Source organism: Mesorhizobium sp. M0174, assembly GCF_040322275.1.
Lineage (GTDB): Bacteria > Pseudomonadota > Alphaproteobacteria > Rhizobiales > Rhizobiaceae > Mesorhizobium.
This window is the reverse complement of sequence record NZ_JAMYTB010000004.1, coordinates 405,623-421,230: the sequence shown is the minus strand read 5'-3', so window position 1 is coordinate 421,230 and position 15,608 is coordinate 405,623. Positions and strand designations below refer to the sequence as shown.

Here is a 15,608-nt window from a genome sequence, read left to right as displayed (position 1 = left end):
CCCGGTCACTTCTGGGATGGGTACTCGGTCATTTCCCAGATCGGCCGCACCTCGATCGTGCCGGTGCTGGCACCCGGGCAGCGAGCCGCCCAGGCAATTGCTGCGTCGGCGTCCTCAGCCTCGATCATGTAGAAGCCGGCGAGTTGCTCCTTGGTGTCGGCATAGGGACCGTCGAGCACATTGGTCTTGCCGTCGGCCATCCGCACCGTGGTGGCGGTCTGGGTCGGCTTCAACCGGTCGCCGGCCAGCCACGCTCCGGATTTCTTCAACGCCTCGGTATAGGCTCCATAGGCTGCGCTGATTTCGTAGGTCTTCTCCGTCGGCGCGACCGCCATCGCGGCTTCGTTCGCATAGATCAAAAGCATGTATCGCATGGTCTTCTCCCGTTTTTCTCGAAGGCCGCTCCGTTGCGGGCCGAACGTATGTCGCGTGGCCTCGCCCGATTTCGACACGCGCTGCAAAAATCTTTCGGCTCCCATGGCATTTCACGCAAGCTCAACCGTTCGTCTAATGGCGACAATTGCGGGTTGGCATTTCCCGCCCGCTCTCTAAACTCGTCCAGGATCGCGCTGACGAGGAGAGTGCGGCAGATACTTCAGGGAGGAAACCGAATGCTCAATTTCAGGACGAAGTTCGTTGCCGCCAGCGCGGTAGCGCTGTCGCTTGGCCTTGGCGCGGTATCGGTCAAGGCACAGGAATTCATCAACGTGCTGACCGGCGGCACGTCGGGCGTCTACTATCCGCTCGGCGTCGCGCTGTCGGAAATCTACGGCAAGGGCATCGAAGGCGCGCGCACCCAGGTGCAGGCGACGAAAGCGTCGGTCGAAAACCTCAACCTGCTGCAGCAGGGCAAGGGCGAGATCGCCTTTGCGCTCGGCGATTCCGTCAAGCTGGCCGCCGAAGGCAACACCGAAGCAGGCTTCCCAGGCAAGCTCGACAAGCTGCGCGGCATTGCGGCCATCTATCCCAATTACATCCAGATCGTCGCCAGCAAGGAATCCGGCATCAAGACGCTCGCCGATCTCAAGGGCAAGAGCCTTTCGGTCGGCGCGCCGGCCTCAGGCACCGAGCTCAACGCCCGCACCATTTTCGCCGCTGCCGGGCTGAAATACGAAGACCTCGGGCGGATCGAATATCTGCCCTTTGCCGAGTCCGTAGAGTTGATCAAGAACCGCCAGCTCGACGCCACGCTGCAGTCGGCGGGCCTTGGGGTCGCATCGATCCGTGACCTCGCCACCTCCGTGCCGGTAAACATCGTTGCCGTGCCGGCGGAGGTCGTCGCCAAGATCGGCTCGCCCTATCTGTCCGTGGTCATCCCCAAGGGCACCTATGAGGGCCAGACCGAGGATGTCGCGACCGCCGCCGTCGGCAATTTCCTGATCACCAGCGCCGATGTCCCTGACGAGACCGCCTACCAGATGACCAAATTGCTGTTCGAGCATCTCGACCAGCTCATCGCTGCCCACGCCGCTGCCAAGGCGATCGACCCCGCCAAGGCGCTCGACGGCATGCCGGTGCCGCTGCATCCAGGCGCCGAGAGGTATTACAAGGAAAAGGGATTGGTGAAGTAAGGAGCCTCGCCTCGCTCGGCACCCTCCCTCGGGGAGGGGAGCGCCCCGCCAGGAACCCCGCCAATGACCGCAACCCCGACCGTTCTTTCCCCCACAGCGGAAGCTCCTGTCGAAGGATTGCCGCCGGGCTTCGGCGAAGGCATCGCCGGCAAGGCGGCTTTTCTCATCGCCATCGCCTTCTCCATCTTCCAGATCTACATCGCCGCCTATGGCAGCCTGCCGAGCCAGGTCGTACGCGCCATGCATGTCGGCTTCCTGCTGCTGCTCGGCTTTGCCCTAATCACCAATCTGCGCGCCAAAAGCGTCCCGGCGAAAGCAGTGTTCTGGACGCTCGGGGTGCTCGGCTTCGCCACCGGTCTGTACAATTGGGTGTTCTATGCCGACCTCATCCGCCGCTCCGGCTTTCTCACCACGCCTGACCTGATCGTCGGCGCGGTGCTGGTCGTGCTGGTCTTCGAGGCGGCGCGGCGGTTGATGGGGCTGCCGCTCGCCGTCATTGCCTTCATCTTTCTCGCCTACGCATTTGCCGGCAATCATCTGCCGCCGCCCTTCATCCATCGCGGCTATGATTTCGCCCAACTCGTCGACACCTTCGCCTATGGCACCGAAGGCATCTACGGCACGCCGATCTATGTTTCGGCCGCCTACATCTTCATCTTCGTCGTCTTCGCCGCCTTTCTTGAGCGCGCCGGCATGATCGCGCTGTTCAACGATTTTGCGCTTGGCCTGGTCGGCTCGTGGCGCGGAGGCCCGGCACAGGTCTGCGTGCTGTCCTCGGCGCTGATGGGCACCATTTCCGGCTCCGGCGTCGCCAATGTGGTGGCCAGCGGCCAGTTCACCATCCCGCTGATGAAGCGCTTCGGTTTCCGCTCGGCTTTCGCCGGCGCCGTCGAGGCGACCTCGTCGATGGGCGGCCAGATCATGCCGCCGGTGATGGGAGCGGTTGCCTTCATCATGGCCGAGACCCTGAACATCCCCTATGCCGCGGTGGTCAAGGCGGCGATCATCCCGGCGCTGCTCTATTTCGGCGCCTGTTTCTGGCAGGTGCACCTGGAGGCAGGCAAGGCCGGCCTGCACGGCATGGCCAAGGCCGACCTGCCCAATCCGTGGGATGCGGTGAGACAGCACTGGCCGCTGGTACTGCCGCTCGCAGCACTGATCTATCTGCTGTTTGCCGGCTACACACCGGTGTTCGCCGGCACCATGGGCCTCGCGTTGACTATCGTGCTCATCCTCGGCACGCCGCTGGCAGCATCGATCGGGCCGCTCGCCTTCCGCATCGTCTTCTGGCTGGCGCTCGGGCTTGCCGCGGCTTCCTTCATGAAATTCGGCGTCGACATCCTCAGCCTGGTCATCGCCGTGCTGGTCGTCGCCTGCCTCACGTTCAAGGGCGGGCGCGAGACGCTGCGCATATGCATCGATTCCCTTGCGGAGGGAGCAAAGAACGCGCTGCCGGTCGGCATTGCCTGCGCCATCGTCGGCATCGTCATCGGCACGTTGACGCTTACCGGCATCGCCTCGACCTTCATCGGCTGGATCATCTCGATCGGCGAGAACAATCTGTTCCTGTCGCTGCTTTTGACCATGCTCACCTGCCTGGTGCTCGGCATGGGCATACCGACCATACCCAACTATATCATCACTTCGTCGCTGGCCGGGCCGGCGCTGCTGTCGCTCGGCGTGCCGTTGGTGGTCAGCCATATGTTCGTCTTCTATTTCGGCATCATGGCCGATCTCACCCCGCCTGTGGCGCTGGCCGCCTTCGCCGCCGCACCCATGGCCAAGGAAAGCGGCCTCAAGATCGGCATCCAGGCCACCAAGCTTGCCATTGCCGGCTTCGTTGTGCCGTTCATGGCGGTCTATACCCCGGCGCTGATGCTGCAGGATCCCGGCCCGATCGCCGCCCAGTTCGGCTATCCCGTCGAGGTCGCCTATATCGTCATCAAAGCCTGCATGGGCATCGTCCTGTGGGGCGCCGCTGCCGTCGGATTTCTGGCCCGGCGCATGGCCTGGTGGGAACGCCTCATCGCCTTCGCCGCCGGTGTGCTGCTGGTTGCGGCGCTGCCGCTTACCGACGAGGCGGGCTGGGCGCTGTCCCTTGCCTGGATCGGCTGGCACTGCTGGCGCGCGCGGCAGGCTTCGCTGGCCAACTCGGCATGAGCCTCTGCATCGTCGCGGCCGGCAAGACGGTGACGCTCGCGGTCGCTGCCTTCACGCTCTCCTGGGTGCATTCGGTGGAGAAAACCCAGTGGCAGGAAGACTGGAAGGTGCTGGCGTCCGGCCTGCAGCTGGTCGGGGCCCGCATCAAGGGATCGGGCGCCGGGATGGAGCCGCCGCAAGGCTCGGTGCTGATAAACGGCTGGTGGGTCTATGCGCCCAAGGTCGGGCCACAGCGGCGCCTCGTGCTTGCCGCCTCGGGCGCTACGGGTCAGGGTTGGACGCTGTGCACGGCGCAGGACTGCCGCGAACTGGCTAAGCTGGCAGGCGACACGATCTCGCTGGAGCCGTGCGGGCCGGAGGGCTCCAGCCAGCCGCGGTAGCAGGCGATCATGCCGGCAAGTGGATGCGAGATCTCGACGTGGAAGCGGAAGCGGCCATCCTCCACCGTTTCGTAGGGATCCGAGCGTGGACCGAGCCACATCGGCAGCGGCAGGCCAAAAAAGCTCCAGCGGCGCAAGACCAGCGCCAGCCGGCCGTCCTCGGCAACCAGCGCCATCGCGAAGGTCAGCGGGCCGAAGCGTTCGCACAGCAGGCGCTGCGATCGACCCCGGCCTGCGAACTGTAGGCTCGAAAAACTGTGCTTGCCGAATGTCCGCGTCCAGGTCTCGCCGTCCTTCTCGGTGTCGAAGCGGACATCAACCGGGATGTCCTCGCTTGCCCCGGGGAAGCCGACCATCCGGGCCATTAGCCGGCCAAGAACATTGCGCCCGCGTTCGACGCGCGCGCGGCCTGCCGCCATTGTTGTGCAATCGTGCATGGCGCGGATTTCCCGGGGCAGGCCATGCCAGGCGTCGCCGAGCAAGACGGCATAAAGCGACTTGTCCCTGTCAGCGGGCTCATTCCTGAACCCGGTGTAGATTGTCTTGCCGGCGAACAGCGCTTCATAATCCCGGAGCTCCAAATCGCGCACCGCCGCCCGTGCGCCCGGCGCGGGCTGATGTCCGGCCAGCGCTTTGCGGACCAGCGCTTCGACCGCCATCGACGGGATCAGCGGCCCATCATTGCCCTCGGCCAAGAGATGCCACGAGCGCTTGACGATGGCGCCCGCCCGGTCAGATCCCTCCACCTCGACGAACATGCCGCCGCGATGCTCGCCCCAGCGCAGCCGGTTCGTTGCCTGATGCATCAGCGGCGCCAGCGGCAAAAGCGAACCGATCAATCCGGCGCGCACCAGCCAGGCGAGGCAGATCAGGGCGCGGTGCAGCAACTCGGGTACCGGCCCGGCTCCCATCCAGATGGTCCTCGCCTCCGGCCAAAGCTCGGCCAAGGCGCGCAGGTCGGGAACGTCGACAAGCGAAAACAGCCTGTATCGAAGCGGCAGCCGGCCCGGCGGCACGATGGTGTAGCGCAGTTGTTCGGTGAACGGACGGCCTTGTTCCGGACGGCCATTGCGAACAAGCCGCACCGGCTGACCGGCATAACCGGCGATAGCGTGAATGACGTTTCCGCCGACACCGGCAAAGGGCGACGGCGCGATGCCGCCGCGAATGCCGTCGACCCGCGTCAGGTCCGACGACAGGCGGCGCACAACCGCGGCCGTCAGCACCGGAAAGCTCGAGACGCCGGACAGCACGAAAACCCCGGCATTTCGCGCCGCCTCGTCGAACGCAGAGACGCCGGCGACGAAATCCGAGCCGTCGGCTAGATCGAGATAGTTGATGCGCCGGGCGATGCAGGCTTCGATCAGGCGATAGCGTCCCTCGCCATAGGCCTGGAATGGGCCGCTCGCGTCGACTACAATATCAGGCTCAAATGCAGCGAGTTGCGCGGCGAGATCGCCGTCACGGTCGAACAGGGCCGGCTCCAGCCGGGCTGCTGTCGGCGCAGGCCTGTCGCAATAAGCGTCAGCCTTGGCAAGCGAGCGCCCGGCGACGAAGAGGATCAGACGCGGTTCGCCCTCCAAAAGCTCGACGGTGCGACCGCCAAAGGTGCCATAGCCGCCGACGACAAGAACCTTCATCCGCAGTTCCCCCAAAATGCCCCGCGCCGCTCCCGGCCACGGCGGTGAGCCTAGCCGATCAACCTTGCCCTCACCTCGGCGGAAGGGATTTCACAATTGTCCTTCTTGCCGAACAGAGCGTAGCGGTTCTTTGCGATGCGGTCGTAGAGCCAGTCGCGAAGCGGGCGCGGCAACAGCAGCAGGATCCGCGCTGCCCGCCACGGCCAGCCGAGTTCGGCCATGACGGCAACGAAACTGTCCAGGCGGGTGAAAGCGGCGCCATCGACGATGACGAGATTGGTCTCGTAGCGATCCGCTCGCAGCCCGTATTTCTGGAACAGCATCTCGCCGAAGGGCGACTGCGCCGTTGCGAAATGGAAGCGGCCCTTGCGGTCGAGCTTCACCACCATGCGCACAAAGCCCGAGCACAACACGCAAATACCGTCGAACACGATCAACGGGCGACGTGATTCGAATTCTGGCGGCTCAGGAGAATGGTTCGGCTTGACGATCACGTGACGCCCGGCAGCTGGTGTCAGGCGACACTAGACCTGCCGGCGGCTCGATCAAAGCCCGGACTGCTGAAGGCTTGGCGTTGTCGCACGCCGTCTGTCGGTCAGCGCAGGGCGCTCGGCGCGATAGGTCGTTGACCGATTGTCGGCGTCGGGCCGGCATATCCGGCTGTCGTGACGGCTCTCCATGCTCATCATCAGTGCACGCTGATCCCAAGCGTGTTGCCCCGGCGCGCGCAGGCGGGGCCTGGGCCGCGCATGTAATAGCGCTCGGGCCGATAGGTCGGTGCGACGAATTCGCGGATGGCGGCAGCATAGCCGGCGATGTGATTCCAGAAGCTCATTTTACTCGGTCCCTGTCCCGTTTCGGATGTCCCTTCCGAATTGCGGGGATCATAGCGTCCAGGCGTGAATAGTCGGTGAACGCGATGTTAATCTCTGGTCGAAAATGCCTTCGTTCATGGCTGGAATGCGGCTGATTCGCGGTGTTTCCATGCAGTCCGTCGGCATTTCGCCCAGTGTGACTTTTGCATCACATATGTTTCGCCTGAATGTCGCTGAGGCGCGGTTTTGTTTCAGCTTTTTGCTGGACCGCGAAATTTCCGTGCACGCGGCCGGAAAACCAGGAACCCGCCCGTCAGCCGCACGTTGATTTCCCAGTGCCGGGACGAACCGGTTCCGCAGGCTGTGGTGCTCGGGTTGGGCCGCAGCCAAAAATCCGAAACTGCAAGAGAATGGAAAGGCAAAGGCCATGAGCTTCTTTTCGAAGGATATCAAAACACTCGATGACCTGTTCGTGCACACGCTGCGCGACATCTATTACGCTGAAAAACAGATCGAGAAATCGCTGCCGAAGATGATCGACAAGGCGAGTGATCCGCAGCTGAAAGCCGGCTTTGAGAAACATCTCGCCCAGACCAAGGGTCATATCCAGCGTGTCGAGCAGGTGTTCGAACTGCACGGTGTGAAGGCCAAGCAGGTCGACTGCCCGGCCATCGACGGCATTCTCGAAGAGGCCGACGACATCAGCGGCGACATCGCCGACAAGGAGGTCCTCGACGCTGCGCTGATCGCCTCGGCCCAGGCGGTCGAGCATTATGAGATGACCCGTTACGGCACCTTGATTGCCTGGGCCAAGCAACTGGGCCGCAGCGACTGCGCCAATGTGCTGGCCAACAATCTCAAGGAGGAGCAGGCGACCGACCGCAAGCTTACCGAGATAGCGGAAAGCAAGATCAACCTGCAAGCCGCCGAGTAGGGCAGCGATAGAGAATTGAGTTCAGGGCAAGGCCGGGCCGAAAGCCCGGACTTGCCTTTTTGCGCCGCCGGAACCGGAACGGGCTTTGGCCGTTCTCGGTTGAACGCCGTTCTCGGTTGAACCTTGTCGCGCAGGGAGTTTGTCATGGCGCCGCGCCCCGCCTGGAGAGGATATCTCAAGCTTTCGCTGGTTACTTGCGCCGTCGAACTGACCAATGTCGTGACCCAGGCGGAGAAAGTCTCGTTCCGCGTGCTCAACCGCAAGACCGGCAATACCGTCAAGCGCGTCTATGTCGATCCGGCCAGCGGCAAGCCGCTCGATGAAGGGGACGAGATCAAGGGCTACGAGATCGGCGACGGCGACTTCGTCCAAATCGAGGAGGAGGAGATCGAAGCCGTGCAGATCGAATCCTCGCACACGATGAGCCTCGATGGTTTCATCGAAAAATCCTCGATCCAGCAGATCTATCTCGATACGCCCTATTATGTGACGCCTGCGGACGAGGTCTCGGAAGAGGCCTTCGCCGTCATCCGCGACGCCATGGCCGCCAAGAAGACGGCGGGGCTGGCCCGTATCGTGCTCTATCGCCGCGAACGTCCGGTGGTCATCGAGCCGTTGGGCAAGGGTCTGCTGCTGACGACCCTGCGCTATGGCGATACGGTTCGCAGGCCCGAGATGGTGTTCGGCGACATCAAGCCGGTGAAGACCGACGCCGAAATGATCAGGCTGGCCGAACACATCGTCTATGAGAAACAGGCGAAGTTCGATCCTTCCGAATTCGAGGACAAATACGAAAACGCCCTGATCGAGCTGGTCCGCGCCAAGAAGGCCGGCAGGAAGGCACCGAAGACAAAGGCGGAACCACGGCCCTCCAACGTCGTCAATCTCTTCGATGCACTGAAGAAGAGCCTTTCGTCGGAAGCCGGTGCGCCGGCAAAGACCGGACGCCCGGCAAAGGGCGCCAAGTCCAAAGCCGCTCGGCGCAAATCTGCTTAGGATCAGACCATGGTCAGCCTCGAGCAGTATCACGCCAAGCGCAATTTCAAGAAGACCACCGAACCGGCCGGCAAGGTTTCGCGCGGCAAGAAAGCCGAGCCAGGTGGCATCTTCGTCATCCACAAGCATGCCGCCACCAGGCTCCACTACGACCTTCGTCTCGAGCATGGCGGCGTGCTGTGGAGCTGGGCAGTGACGCGGGGCCCGAGCCTCGACCCGCACGAAAAGCGGCTCGCCGTGCATGTCGAGGACCACCCGATCGACTATGCGCCGTTTGAAGGCACTATCCCGAAGGACCAATATGGCGGCGGCTCGGTCATTGTCTGGGACGAGGGAACTTGGGTCCCCGATGGCGACCCGGCAAAAGCGATGAAGAAAGGCCATATCAGTTTCGAACTGCATGGCCACAAATTGCATGGCGCCTGGCATCTGGTGCGGCTGAAGCCGCGTCCGGGCGAAAAGCGTGACAACTGGTTGCTGATCAAATCCGACGATGCCGCCGCGCGTCCGGGCGAGGACATTTTGCAGGAGGCGCCGCAATCGGTGAAATCCGGCCTGACCATCGAGGAGGTTGGCGAAGGCAAGACCGCCGATGGCAAGAAGCCAAGCGTCTGGCAGTCCGACAGGCCGGCCGCCAGCAAAGCGAAGGCCGTCGCCGCAAGGCGGCTCGAATTCATCGAACCGGCGCTCGCAACGCTGGAGCGGGACGCCCCGCCCGGCAAGGACTGGCTGCATGAGGTGAAGTTCGACGGCTATCGCATGCAGGCGCAGCTTGCCGGCACCGAGGTTCGGCTTTTGACACGCGCCGGCCTCGACTGGACCGACAAGTTCGGTGGCGCAATTGTCGCGGCACTTGGCGGCCTGAAATGCACCGATGCTATCATCGACGGCGAAATCGTCGTGCTGGCGGATAATGGCGTGTCGTCATTCTCGCTGCTGCAGCAAGATCTGTCGGCAGGCCGCACGGATCGTTTCATCTACTACGTTTTCGACCTGCTGCGTCTTAACGGTGAGGATATCCGTTCCGAGCCGCTGGTCGAGCGCAAGGAAAGGCTGCGCACGTTGCTCGCCGGACAGGCCGAGGATCAGGCCGTGCGCTTCAGCGACCACTTTGCCGAGCCCGGCAAGATCATGCTGGAGCATGCTTGCCGGCTGGGGCTCGAAGGCGTCGTCTCCAAGCGCGCCGATGCGCCCTACCGCAGCGGCCGGGTCCCGTCCTGGGTGAAGTCGAAATGTACGGCGCGCCAGGAATTCGTCATCGGCGGCTACATGCCGTCGGACAAGACCGGGCGGGGCCTGCGCTCGCTGCTGGTCGGCTATCACGAGGGCGGCAAGCTGCGCTATGCCGGCCGCGTCGGCACCGGCTTCACGGCCAAAAGCACCAACGAGCTGAAGAAGAGGCTTGATGCGCTGAAGACGACAACCTCGCCCTTCGACAGGGCGGTGCCAAGGGGTAAGGGGCTGGTCTGGGTCAAGCCCGAACTTGTCGGCGAAGTGGAGTTTCGCAGTTGGACGTCGGACCGTATAATACGCCACGCGTCGTTCCAGGGATTGCGCGAGGACAAGCCGGCGGAGGAAGTCGTGCAGGAGAAACCGAAAGCACGCTCAGCCCCGGCAGAGTCGAAGCCAAAGCCCGCCAAACCCGTGGCCACGGCGAAAACCTCGGTTACGCTGTCCCGCCCCGACAAGCTTCTGTGGCCCGAGGAGAACGTATCGAAGCAGGATCTGGTCGATCACTACGCGCTGGTCTGGCCGCGCATGAAGCAATTCGTCATCAACCGGCCGCTCAGCCTCGTGCGGGCGCCGGACGGTGTTGGCGGCCAATGGTTCTTCCAGAAGCATGCCTCGGCCGGCATGCACGACAAGATCGCCGTGATGAAGGATCCCACCGACGGCGAGGAGATATTGTTCATCCGCGATTTCGACGGTGTCGTGGCCCTCGTTCAACTTGGCGTCGTCGAGATCCACATCTGGGGCTCGACCACGGACGAGCTGGAAAAACCAGACCAGATCATCTTCGATCTCGATCCCGACGAGGGTGTCGACGTGAAGGCGGTGCTTGCCGCGGCGCTCGACATCCGCAGCCGGCTCGACGAACTGTCCCTGCCTAATTTCGTCAAGACCTCGGGCGGCAAGGGCTATCATGTCCTCGTCCCGCTGAAGCCGTCGGCGGACTGGGATGAGGTCAAAGGCTTCGCCCATGAGTTCGCTCGAGCGCTCGAGCAAGCCGCACCCGACCGCTACACGGCGACGCTGTCGAAGAAGGCGCGCACCGGCAGGATATTCGTCGATTATCTGCGCAATGGCCGTGGCGCGACCACGGTCGCGCCCTATTCGTCGCGCGCCAAGAAAGGTGCCACTGTATCAATGCCGGTGACCTGGGCGGAAATCGAGGCCGGATTGCCGCCGAACGCCTTTCCGATAGGCGACAAGACGACGCTGAAGCGGCTTGGGCAAGCCGATCCCTGGGAGGATTTTTTCAAGCAGGCCAAGCCGCTCAAGCGCGGCTAGAGCAATTCCAGGAAAAGTGTGTGGAACGATTTTCTGTCCGGAATTGCGTCAAAACAAAAAAGATAGAGCGGTTCGGCGTTTCCGTGGAGACGGCGAGCCGTTCTGGTGCGTCGAAGCGAGCCGTCAGGCGAGAAACGTCTTCTCGAATGCCTGCTTGCCTGTCGGCGAGAAGATCACTGCACGGCTGTCCTTCTCGCGCCGCGCCCATTTTTCGGCGAGGATCTTATCGAGAATGGCGGCGCCCAGCGTGCCGGCGAGGTGCGAACGCCGCACGCTCCAATCGAGGCAGGCCCGGCACACCGGTCGCCGCGCCTTGCCCTCGACATCGATGCCGATCGCGGCGAAATGCGAGGCGGCCGACGGCCCAAGCCGGATCTCCTCATCATTGCGCAGGAGCACTTGTCGAGCGACGAGACGGTCCAGCATCGCCACCGCCTGCTCGCCGGCGAGGTGGTCGTAGCAGACCCGCGCCACGCGCATGGCAGCGTCGCGTGGGCCAGGCCGCACTCGTTGCGGCCCGACCGCGGCGGCAACACCGGTGATCGCCTCAATCATGCCTGCTACCTGCGGGCCGGCGAGGCCGTAGTAGCGGTGCCGTCCCTGGCTTGCCAGCGTCAGCAGCCCGCCTTCCATCAGCTTCGACAGATGGGAGCTCGCTGTCGGAAGCGACACGCCGGCCTCGAGTGCCAGTTCACTCGCCGTCAGTGCCGTGCCGCCCATCAGTGCGGACAGCATGTTTGCCCGCGCCGGATCGCCCACCAGGCTGGCAATGCGGGCTATGTCAGGTCCTTCGCGCATGGTTCGTTCATCATCGAAGCATCCTCGTCAGACAAGCATTAATCTCGATGCAAATCAAGGAGACGACAATGCCTGCAAGGACTATTCTCGGCGCCGCGCCTGCTCGCCGGCCGTTCCCGTTCATTGTCTTGCGCCGCCTGCGGCTGCGGCTCCTGAAGCGGTGGTACGACCGTCATTTGCAGCGTCTCGACCTCGCCGAGATCGACGATCATCTGCTGCGTGACCTTGGCCTGACACCCGAAGACGTCCGCCGCGAATGCGCGAAATCCTTCTGGCAAACCTGACCGGCCAGCGAATTTGCCTAGCATATCGATCTTCGGAACGTTTCGACCCGGCTCGAACTGTGACCGCCAGAAAACATCCACCGCCAAGGAGGCGAAAATGACCATCACCTGCTTCATCCGCTACGAGATCGATCCGTTCGGCAAGGCGGCGTTCGAGGAATATGCACGCAATTGGGGGCAGGCGATCCCGCGCTGCGGCGCCGATCTGATCGGCTATTTCGCGCCGCACGAAGGCTCGGCCACTACGGCTTATGCCGCCTACAACATCGACAGTCTTGCGGCCTACGAAGCCTACCGCGCCCGGCTCGCCGCCGATCCCGCCGGCAAGGCGAATTACGAGTTCGCCCGGCGGGAAAAATTTATCCTGAAGGAGGACCACATCTTCCTCAAACTGGCCTCCGGGCCACATGCTTCTTTGGTGAAGCCATGATCGCCGTCATCTTCGAGGTCGAGCCGGCGGCGGGCATGCGCGATGCCTATCTCGGCATCGCCGCCGATCTGCGCCCACTGCTCGACGGCATCGACGGTTTCCTGTCGATCGAGCGCTTCCAGAGCCTTGCCGATCCGAACCGCATCCTGTCGCTGTCCTTCTGGCGCGACGAGGATGCGGTGAAGGCCTGGCGCAACACGCAGGAACATCGGCAGGCGCAGAGGGCTGGGCGCGGCGGCATCTTTGCCGGCTACCGTTTGCGGATCGCCCATGTCATGCGCGACTACGGCCTGACCGAACGCGCCGAGGCGCCAGCAGACAGCCGGGCGGTGAATGGGTAGCGACTGCTATGCATTCCCGATCAGCACCCCTGCCGCAAACACCAGCGCGCCGCCCAGCACCACCTGGAAGGCGGCGCGCCAGAATGGCGTCTGCATGTAGCGGTTCTGTACGAAGGCGATCGTCCAAAGTTCGAAGAACACCACGACCGCGGCGACGATCGTCGCCGTCCAGAAAAGCGGGATGAGATAGGGCAGCGCGTGCCCGAGCCCGCCCAGCGTCGTCATGACGCCGACGGTCAGCCCGCGTTTTACCGGCGAGCCGCGGCCGGATAGCTTGCCGTCGTCGGAGGCCACTTCGGTGAATCCCATCGAGATACCGGCGCCGATCGAGGCGGCAAGCCCGACCAGAAAGGTCTGGAACGTGTCGTGCGTGGCAAAGGCCGCGGCAAAGATCGGCGCCAGCGTCGACACCGAGCCATCCATCAGCCCGGCCAGCCCGGGCTGCACGTAGGTCAGGATGAACTGACGTTGCTCGGCCGCCGCCTCTTCGTCCTTGACCGCGCCCGATATATGCTTTTGCTCCAGCCGCTGCGCCAGTGTCTCGTGGCCCTGTTCGGCCACCGCCAGATCGTCGAGCAACTTTCTCGTCGAGGCATCGCCTGTGCGTTTGGCCGCCTCGATATAGAACAGGTAGGCCTGCCGCTCCATGGCCTCGGCTTGGCTGCGCACATGATCGATACCGAGCGGCCTCACCAGCCAGTCCGGCTTGCGCTCGTAATAACCCTTCACATGCTCGCGCCGGATCAGCGGTATGCGCTCGCCGAAACGCTTGCGGTAAAGCTCGATCAGCGCGTCGCGATGGCCGTCCTCTTCCTCCGCCATCTCCTCGAACACTTTGGCCGATTGCGGAAAGCTTTCCGCCAGCCCGTCGGCATAGGCGCGATAGATGCGCCCGTCATCCTCCTCGGAGGAGATTGCGAGCGCCAGGATCTCCTGCTCCGAGAGAGATTCAAACGGACGGCGGCCGAAGCCAAAAACGCGGGAAAGCATGAGAAATTCGCCCCAGTTTAGAATAGTTCTAAACTAGAGCTTCGCACATCCTCGGTCAATCGCGCCCCTCCACTCATCTGCTCAAAAGTATCGACGTCGAAACCGAACGAGGCATCGTTTGCTATCGGCAAACGTTCACCTATATGATCGAATCTGAACCAAGAGAAAGGAACCCCGCAGATGCCGGAACAACAGCAGCCATTTGACCCCAAGCCGGTTCTCGACCTGATCGCTAACATCGAGGCGGACTTGCAGCGCCTGAAAGGGCTGGTCGAGCAGCAGGTCGAAAAATTCGATCCCGCCAATCCACACAACAAGGCTCCCGACGGCAAGTTGACCGAGGAGGGCGTCGAGTGCTGCTATCGCCTGTTCGACGAGGGTAAGTCGCGCTATTCGGTTGCTCAGCAGATGAAGATCTCCTTCGCTGCTGCCACCCATCGCTTCAACACCTGGCGCAAGATGGGCGGCCCCAAACGGAAAAAGACGCTGTTGGGATGAGGAGCGGCCGGCAATGCCGGTCAGGCAACGATTTGTCGATTGAAGTGACGAATGCATAGCGGAGGGCGGAGGCGGCGGTGGGTGACAGTCACGCCCCACTCCTGCCTCCAAGTCGATTTGTAACGGTCACATTTTTTATTGGTGCGCGGCCTCCCTTTCCGTGCACCATAGGCGGTCTCATTTCTTGCAGGACCCCAGCCATGACCATCCCTCCCGGCATCGCCGATATTCACAGCGCAGCAGCGCGATTGTCCGGACTGATCGTCGAAACGCCGCTGATCGAATCGCCGGAGTTGAACAAGCGCTTCGGCGCCAGGATCCTGTTCAAGCCGGAGACGTTGCAGCGCACCGGCTCGTTCAAGTTCCGCGGTGCCTATAACAGGCTCTCCTCGCTCTCGGCGGAAGAACGCGCCCGCGGCGTCGTCGCCTTCTCGTCGGGCAATCACGCGCAAGGCGTTGCCGCCGCAGCGGCGATGTTCGGCGTCAAGGCCATCATCGCCATGCCTGCCGATGCGCCGGCGATGAAGGTCGGCAATGTCAGGAAGATGGGCGCCGAAGTGATCACCTTCGACCGGGTCCGCGACGATCGCACTGCCGTTGTCCGTTCTTACGTGGAAAAGGGCATGGTCCTGGTGCCGCCCTACGACGATCCGGCCATCATCGCCGGCCAGGGCACGATCGGCCTCGAATTGATGCGCCAAGCAAAAGCGCTTGGCGTCAGCCTCGATGCGGTGGTGGTTCCCTGCGGCGGCGGCGGGTTGAGCAGCGGCATTTCGATCGCGATCAAGGACGCCTCGCCGGACACCGCCGTCTGGGCTGTGGAACCCGAGCATTTCGACGACACACGCCGCTCGCTGATCCAAGGCGCCAGGGTGTCGAACGTGCCCGGCCACACCTCGATCTGCGATGCCCTTCTCGTCGCCGAGCCGGGTGCGATCACTTTCGAGATCAACCGCAAGAATCTCGCGGGCGCCATCGCCGTTTCCGACAAGGCGGTGGCTCAGGCGACGCGCGACGCGATGGCTTGCCTGAAGCTGGTGGTCGAACCTGGCGGCTGCGTCGGCTTGGCCGCGCTGTCGTCAGGCGAGATCGACCTTACCGGGAAATGCGTGGCCGTGGTGCTGTCCGGCGGCAATGTCGATTTCAGCACCTATGCCGAGATCATTGCTGCCAGCTAAGATAGCAACCAGTTGCAGGTCATGTGCCGGTTCGAGGCGCTCGAGCCTCCGTTGCGTCCGGTCGAACCGGCCCCATTCAAAG

Annotated in this window: 17 protein-coding genes; 11 read left to right on the top strand and 6 right to left on the bottom strand. The window is 63.1% G+C overall.

The annotated features are described in order from the left end of the window. Nucleotides 1-5 precede the first annotated feature (5 nt). Nucleotides 6-374, bottom strand: a complete 369-nt coding sequence (locus tag NKJ13_RS11560; protein WP_352737850.1) for a YciI family protein — start codon at nucleotides 372-374, stop codon at nucleotides 6-8. A 237-nt stretch (nucleotides 375-611) separates the two neighbouring features. Here NKJ13_RS11560 and NKJ13_RS11555 point away from each other — a divergent pair, with 237 nt between their 5' ends. The 3 genes from NKJ13_RS11555 (at nucleotide 612) to NKJ13_RS11545 (ending at nucleotide 4,111) form a co-directional block, all read left to right on the top strand. Then, nucleotides 612-1,571 (top strand): TAXI family TRAP transporter solute-binding subunit, encoded by a 960-nt coding sequence (locus NKJ13_RS11555; protein WP_352737849.1) that lies wholly within the window; start codon nucleotides 612-614, stop codon nucleotides 1,569-1,571. Nucleotides 1,572-1,634: 63 nt separating this feature from the next. Beyond that, a complete protein-coding gene (locus tag NKJ13_RS11550) occupies nucleotides 1,635-3,731 on the top strand; it encodes a TRAP transporter permease (protein WP_352737848.1) in 2,097 nt (698 codons plus the stop codon). Continuing rightward, the gene (locus tag NKJ13_RS11545) at nucleotides 3,728-4,111 is read left to right on the top strand and encodes a DUF1850 domain-containing protein (RefSeq protein ID WP_352737847.1); all 384 of its coding nucleotides are present in this window, start codon (nucleotides 3,728-3,730) and stop codon (nucleotides 4,109-4,111) included. Before NKJ13_RS11550 ends, NKJ13_RS11545 begins: the two co-directional genes overlap by 4 nt. On the opposite strand, the gene NKJ13_RS11540 is transcribed toward NKJ13_RS11545, so the two are convergent. The 3 genes from NKJ13_RS11540 to NKJ13_RS11530 form a co-directional block, all read right to left on the bottom strand. Beyond that, nucleotides 4,000-5,751, bottom strand: a complete 1,752-nt coding sequence (locus tag NKJ13_RS11540; RefSeq protein WP_352737846.1) for a saccharopine dehydrogenase family protein — start codon at nucleotides 5,749-5,751, stop codon at nucleotides 4,000-4,002. The two genes, NKJ13_RS11545 and NKJ13_RS11540, sit on opposite strands and share 112 nt — an antisense overlap. Before the next feature lie 50 nt (nucleotides 5,752-5,801). Further along, nucleotides 5,802-6,182 (bottom strand): thiol-disulfide oxidoreductase DCC family protein, encoded by a 381-nt coding sequence (locus tag NKJ13_RS11535; protein ID WP_352777748.1) that lies wholly within the window; start codon nucleotides 6,180-6,182, stop codon nucleotides 5,802-5,804. A gap of 257 nt (nucleotides 6,183-6,439) precedes the next feature. Next, nucleotides 6,440-6,586: a hypothetical protein gene (locus tag NKJ13_RS11530; protein WP_254818015.1), complete on the bottom strand. Its 147-nt coding sequence runs from the start codon at nucleotides 6,584-6,586 to the stop codon at nucleotides 6,440-6,442. A gap of 407 nt (nucleotides 6,587-6,993) precedes the next feature. Between NKJ13_RS11530 and NKJ13_RS11525 the strand changes: the two genes are divergently transcribed. From NKJ13_RS11525 to ligD, 3 genes are all read left to right on the top strand, one after another. Continuing rightward, nucleotides 6,994-7,500, top strand: a complete 507-nt coding sequence (locus NKJ13_RS11525; protein WP_352737844.1) for a YciE/YciF ferroxidase family protein — start codon at nucleotides 6,994-6,996, stop codon at nucleotides 7,498-7,500. 144 nt (nucleotides 7,501-7,644) lie between these two features. Further along, nucleotides 7,645-8,496: a non-homologous end joining protein Ku gene (ku, locus tag NKJ13_RS11520; protein ID WP_352509484.1), complete on the top strand. Its 852-nt coding sequence runs from the start codon at nucleotides 7,645-7,647 to the stop codon at nucleotides 8,494-8,496. A 9-nt stretch (nucleotides 8,497-8,505) separates the two neighbouring features. After that, nucleotides 8,506-11,007, top strand: a complete 2,502-nt coding sequence (gene ligD / locus NKJ13_RS11515) for a DNA ligase D (RefSeq protein ID WP_352737843.1) — start codon at nucleotides 8,506-8,508, stop codon at nucleotides 11,005-11,007. Nucleotides 11,008-11,130: 123 nt separating this feature from the next. Here the strand turns inward: ligD and NKJ13_RS11510 are convergent, their stop codons facing one another. Then, nucleotides 11,131-11,805 (bottom strand): ArsR/SmtB family transcription factor, encoded by a 675-nt coding sequence (locus NKJ13_RS11510; protein WP_254818019.1) that lies wholly within the window; start codon nucleotides 11,803-11,805, stop codon nucleotides 11,131-11,133. Between the two features lie 68 nt (nucleotides 11,806-11,873). Here NKJ13_RS11510 and NKJ13_RS11505 point away from each other — a divergent pair, with 68 nt between their 5' ends. The 3 genes from NKJ13_RS11505 (at nucleotide 11,874) to NKJ13_RS11495 (ending at nucleotide 12,860) form a co-directional block, all read left to right on the top strand. Then, nucleotides 11,874-12,089 carry a DUF1127 domain-containing protein gene (locus tag NKJ13_RS11505; RefSeq protein ID WP_254818020.1) on the top strand — a complete coding sequence of 72 codons (216 nt, stop codon included), beginning with the start codon at nucleotides 11,874-11,876 and terminating at the stop codon, nucleotides 12,087-12,089. Nucleotides 12,090-12,186: 97 nt separating this feature from the next. Continuing rightward, nucleotides 12,187-12,519: an NIPSNAP family protein gene (locus NKJ13_RS11500; RefSeq protein ID WP_352737842.1), complete on the top strand. Its 333-nt coding sequence runs from the start codon at nucleotides 12,187-12,189 to the stop codon at nucleotides 12,517-12,519. Beyond that, the gene (locus NKJ13_RS11495; protein WP_254818022.1) at nucleotides 12,516-12,860 is read left to right on the top strand and encodes an antibiotic biosynthesis monooxygenase family protein; all 345 of its coding nucleotides are present in this window, start codon (nucleotides 12,516-12,518) and stop codon (nucleotides 12,858-12,860) included. The genes NKJ13_RS11500 and NKJ13_RS11495 overlap by 4 nt, the downstream gene beginning before the upstream one ends. A 6-nt stretch (nucleotides 12,861-12,866) precedes the next feature. Here the strand turns inward: NKJ13_RS11495 and mbfA are convergent, their stop codons facing one another. Beyond that, entirely contained in the window at nucleotides 12,867-13,850 is a 984-nt protein-coding gene (mbfA, locus tag NKJ13_RS11490) for an iron exporter MbfA (RefSeq protein WP_254818023.1), read from the bottom strand. Between the two features lie 180 nt (nucleotides 13,851-14,030). On the opposite strand from mbfA, the gene NKJ13_RS11485 reads away from it, so the two are divergent. Then, a complete protein-coding gene (locus NKJ13_RS11485; protein WP_352509480.1) occupies nucleotides 14,031-14,348 on the top strand; it encodes a hypothetical protein in 318 nt (105 codons plus the stop codon). 200 nt (nucleotides 14,349-14,548) lie between these two features. Then, nucleotides 14,549-15,526 carry a threonine/serine dehydratase family protein gene (locus tag NKJ13_RS11480; RefSeq protein WP_352737841.1) on the top strand — a complete coding sequence of 326 codons (978 nt, stop codon included), beginning with the start codon at nucleotides 14,549-14,551 and terminating at the stop codon, nucleotides 15,524-15,526. The last annotated feature ends 82 nt before the right edge of the window (nucleotides 15,527-15,608 follow it).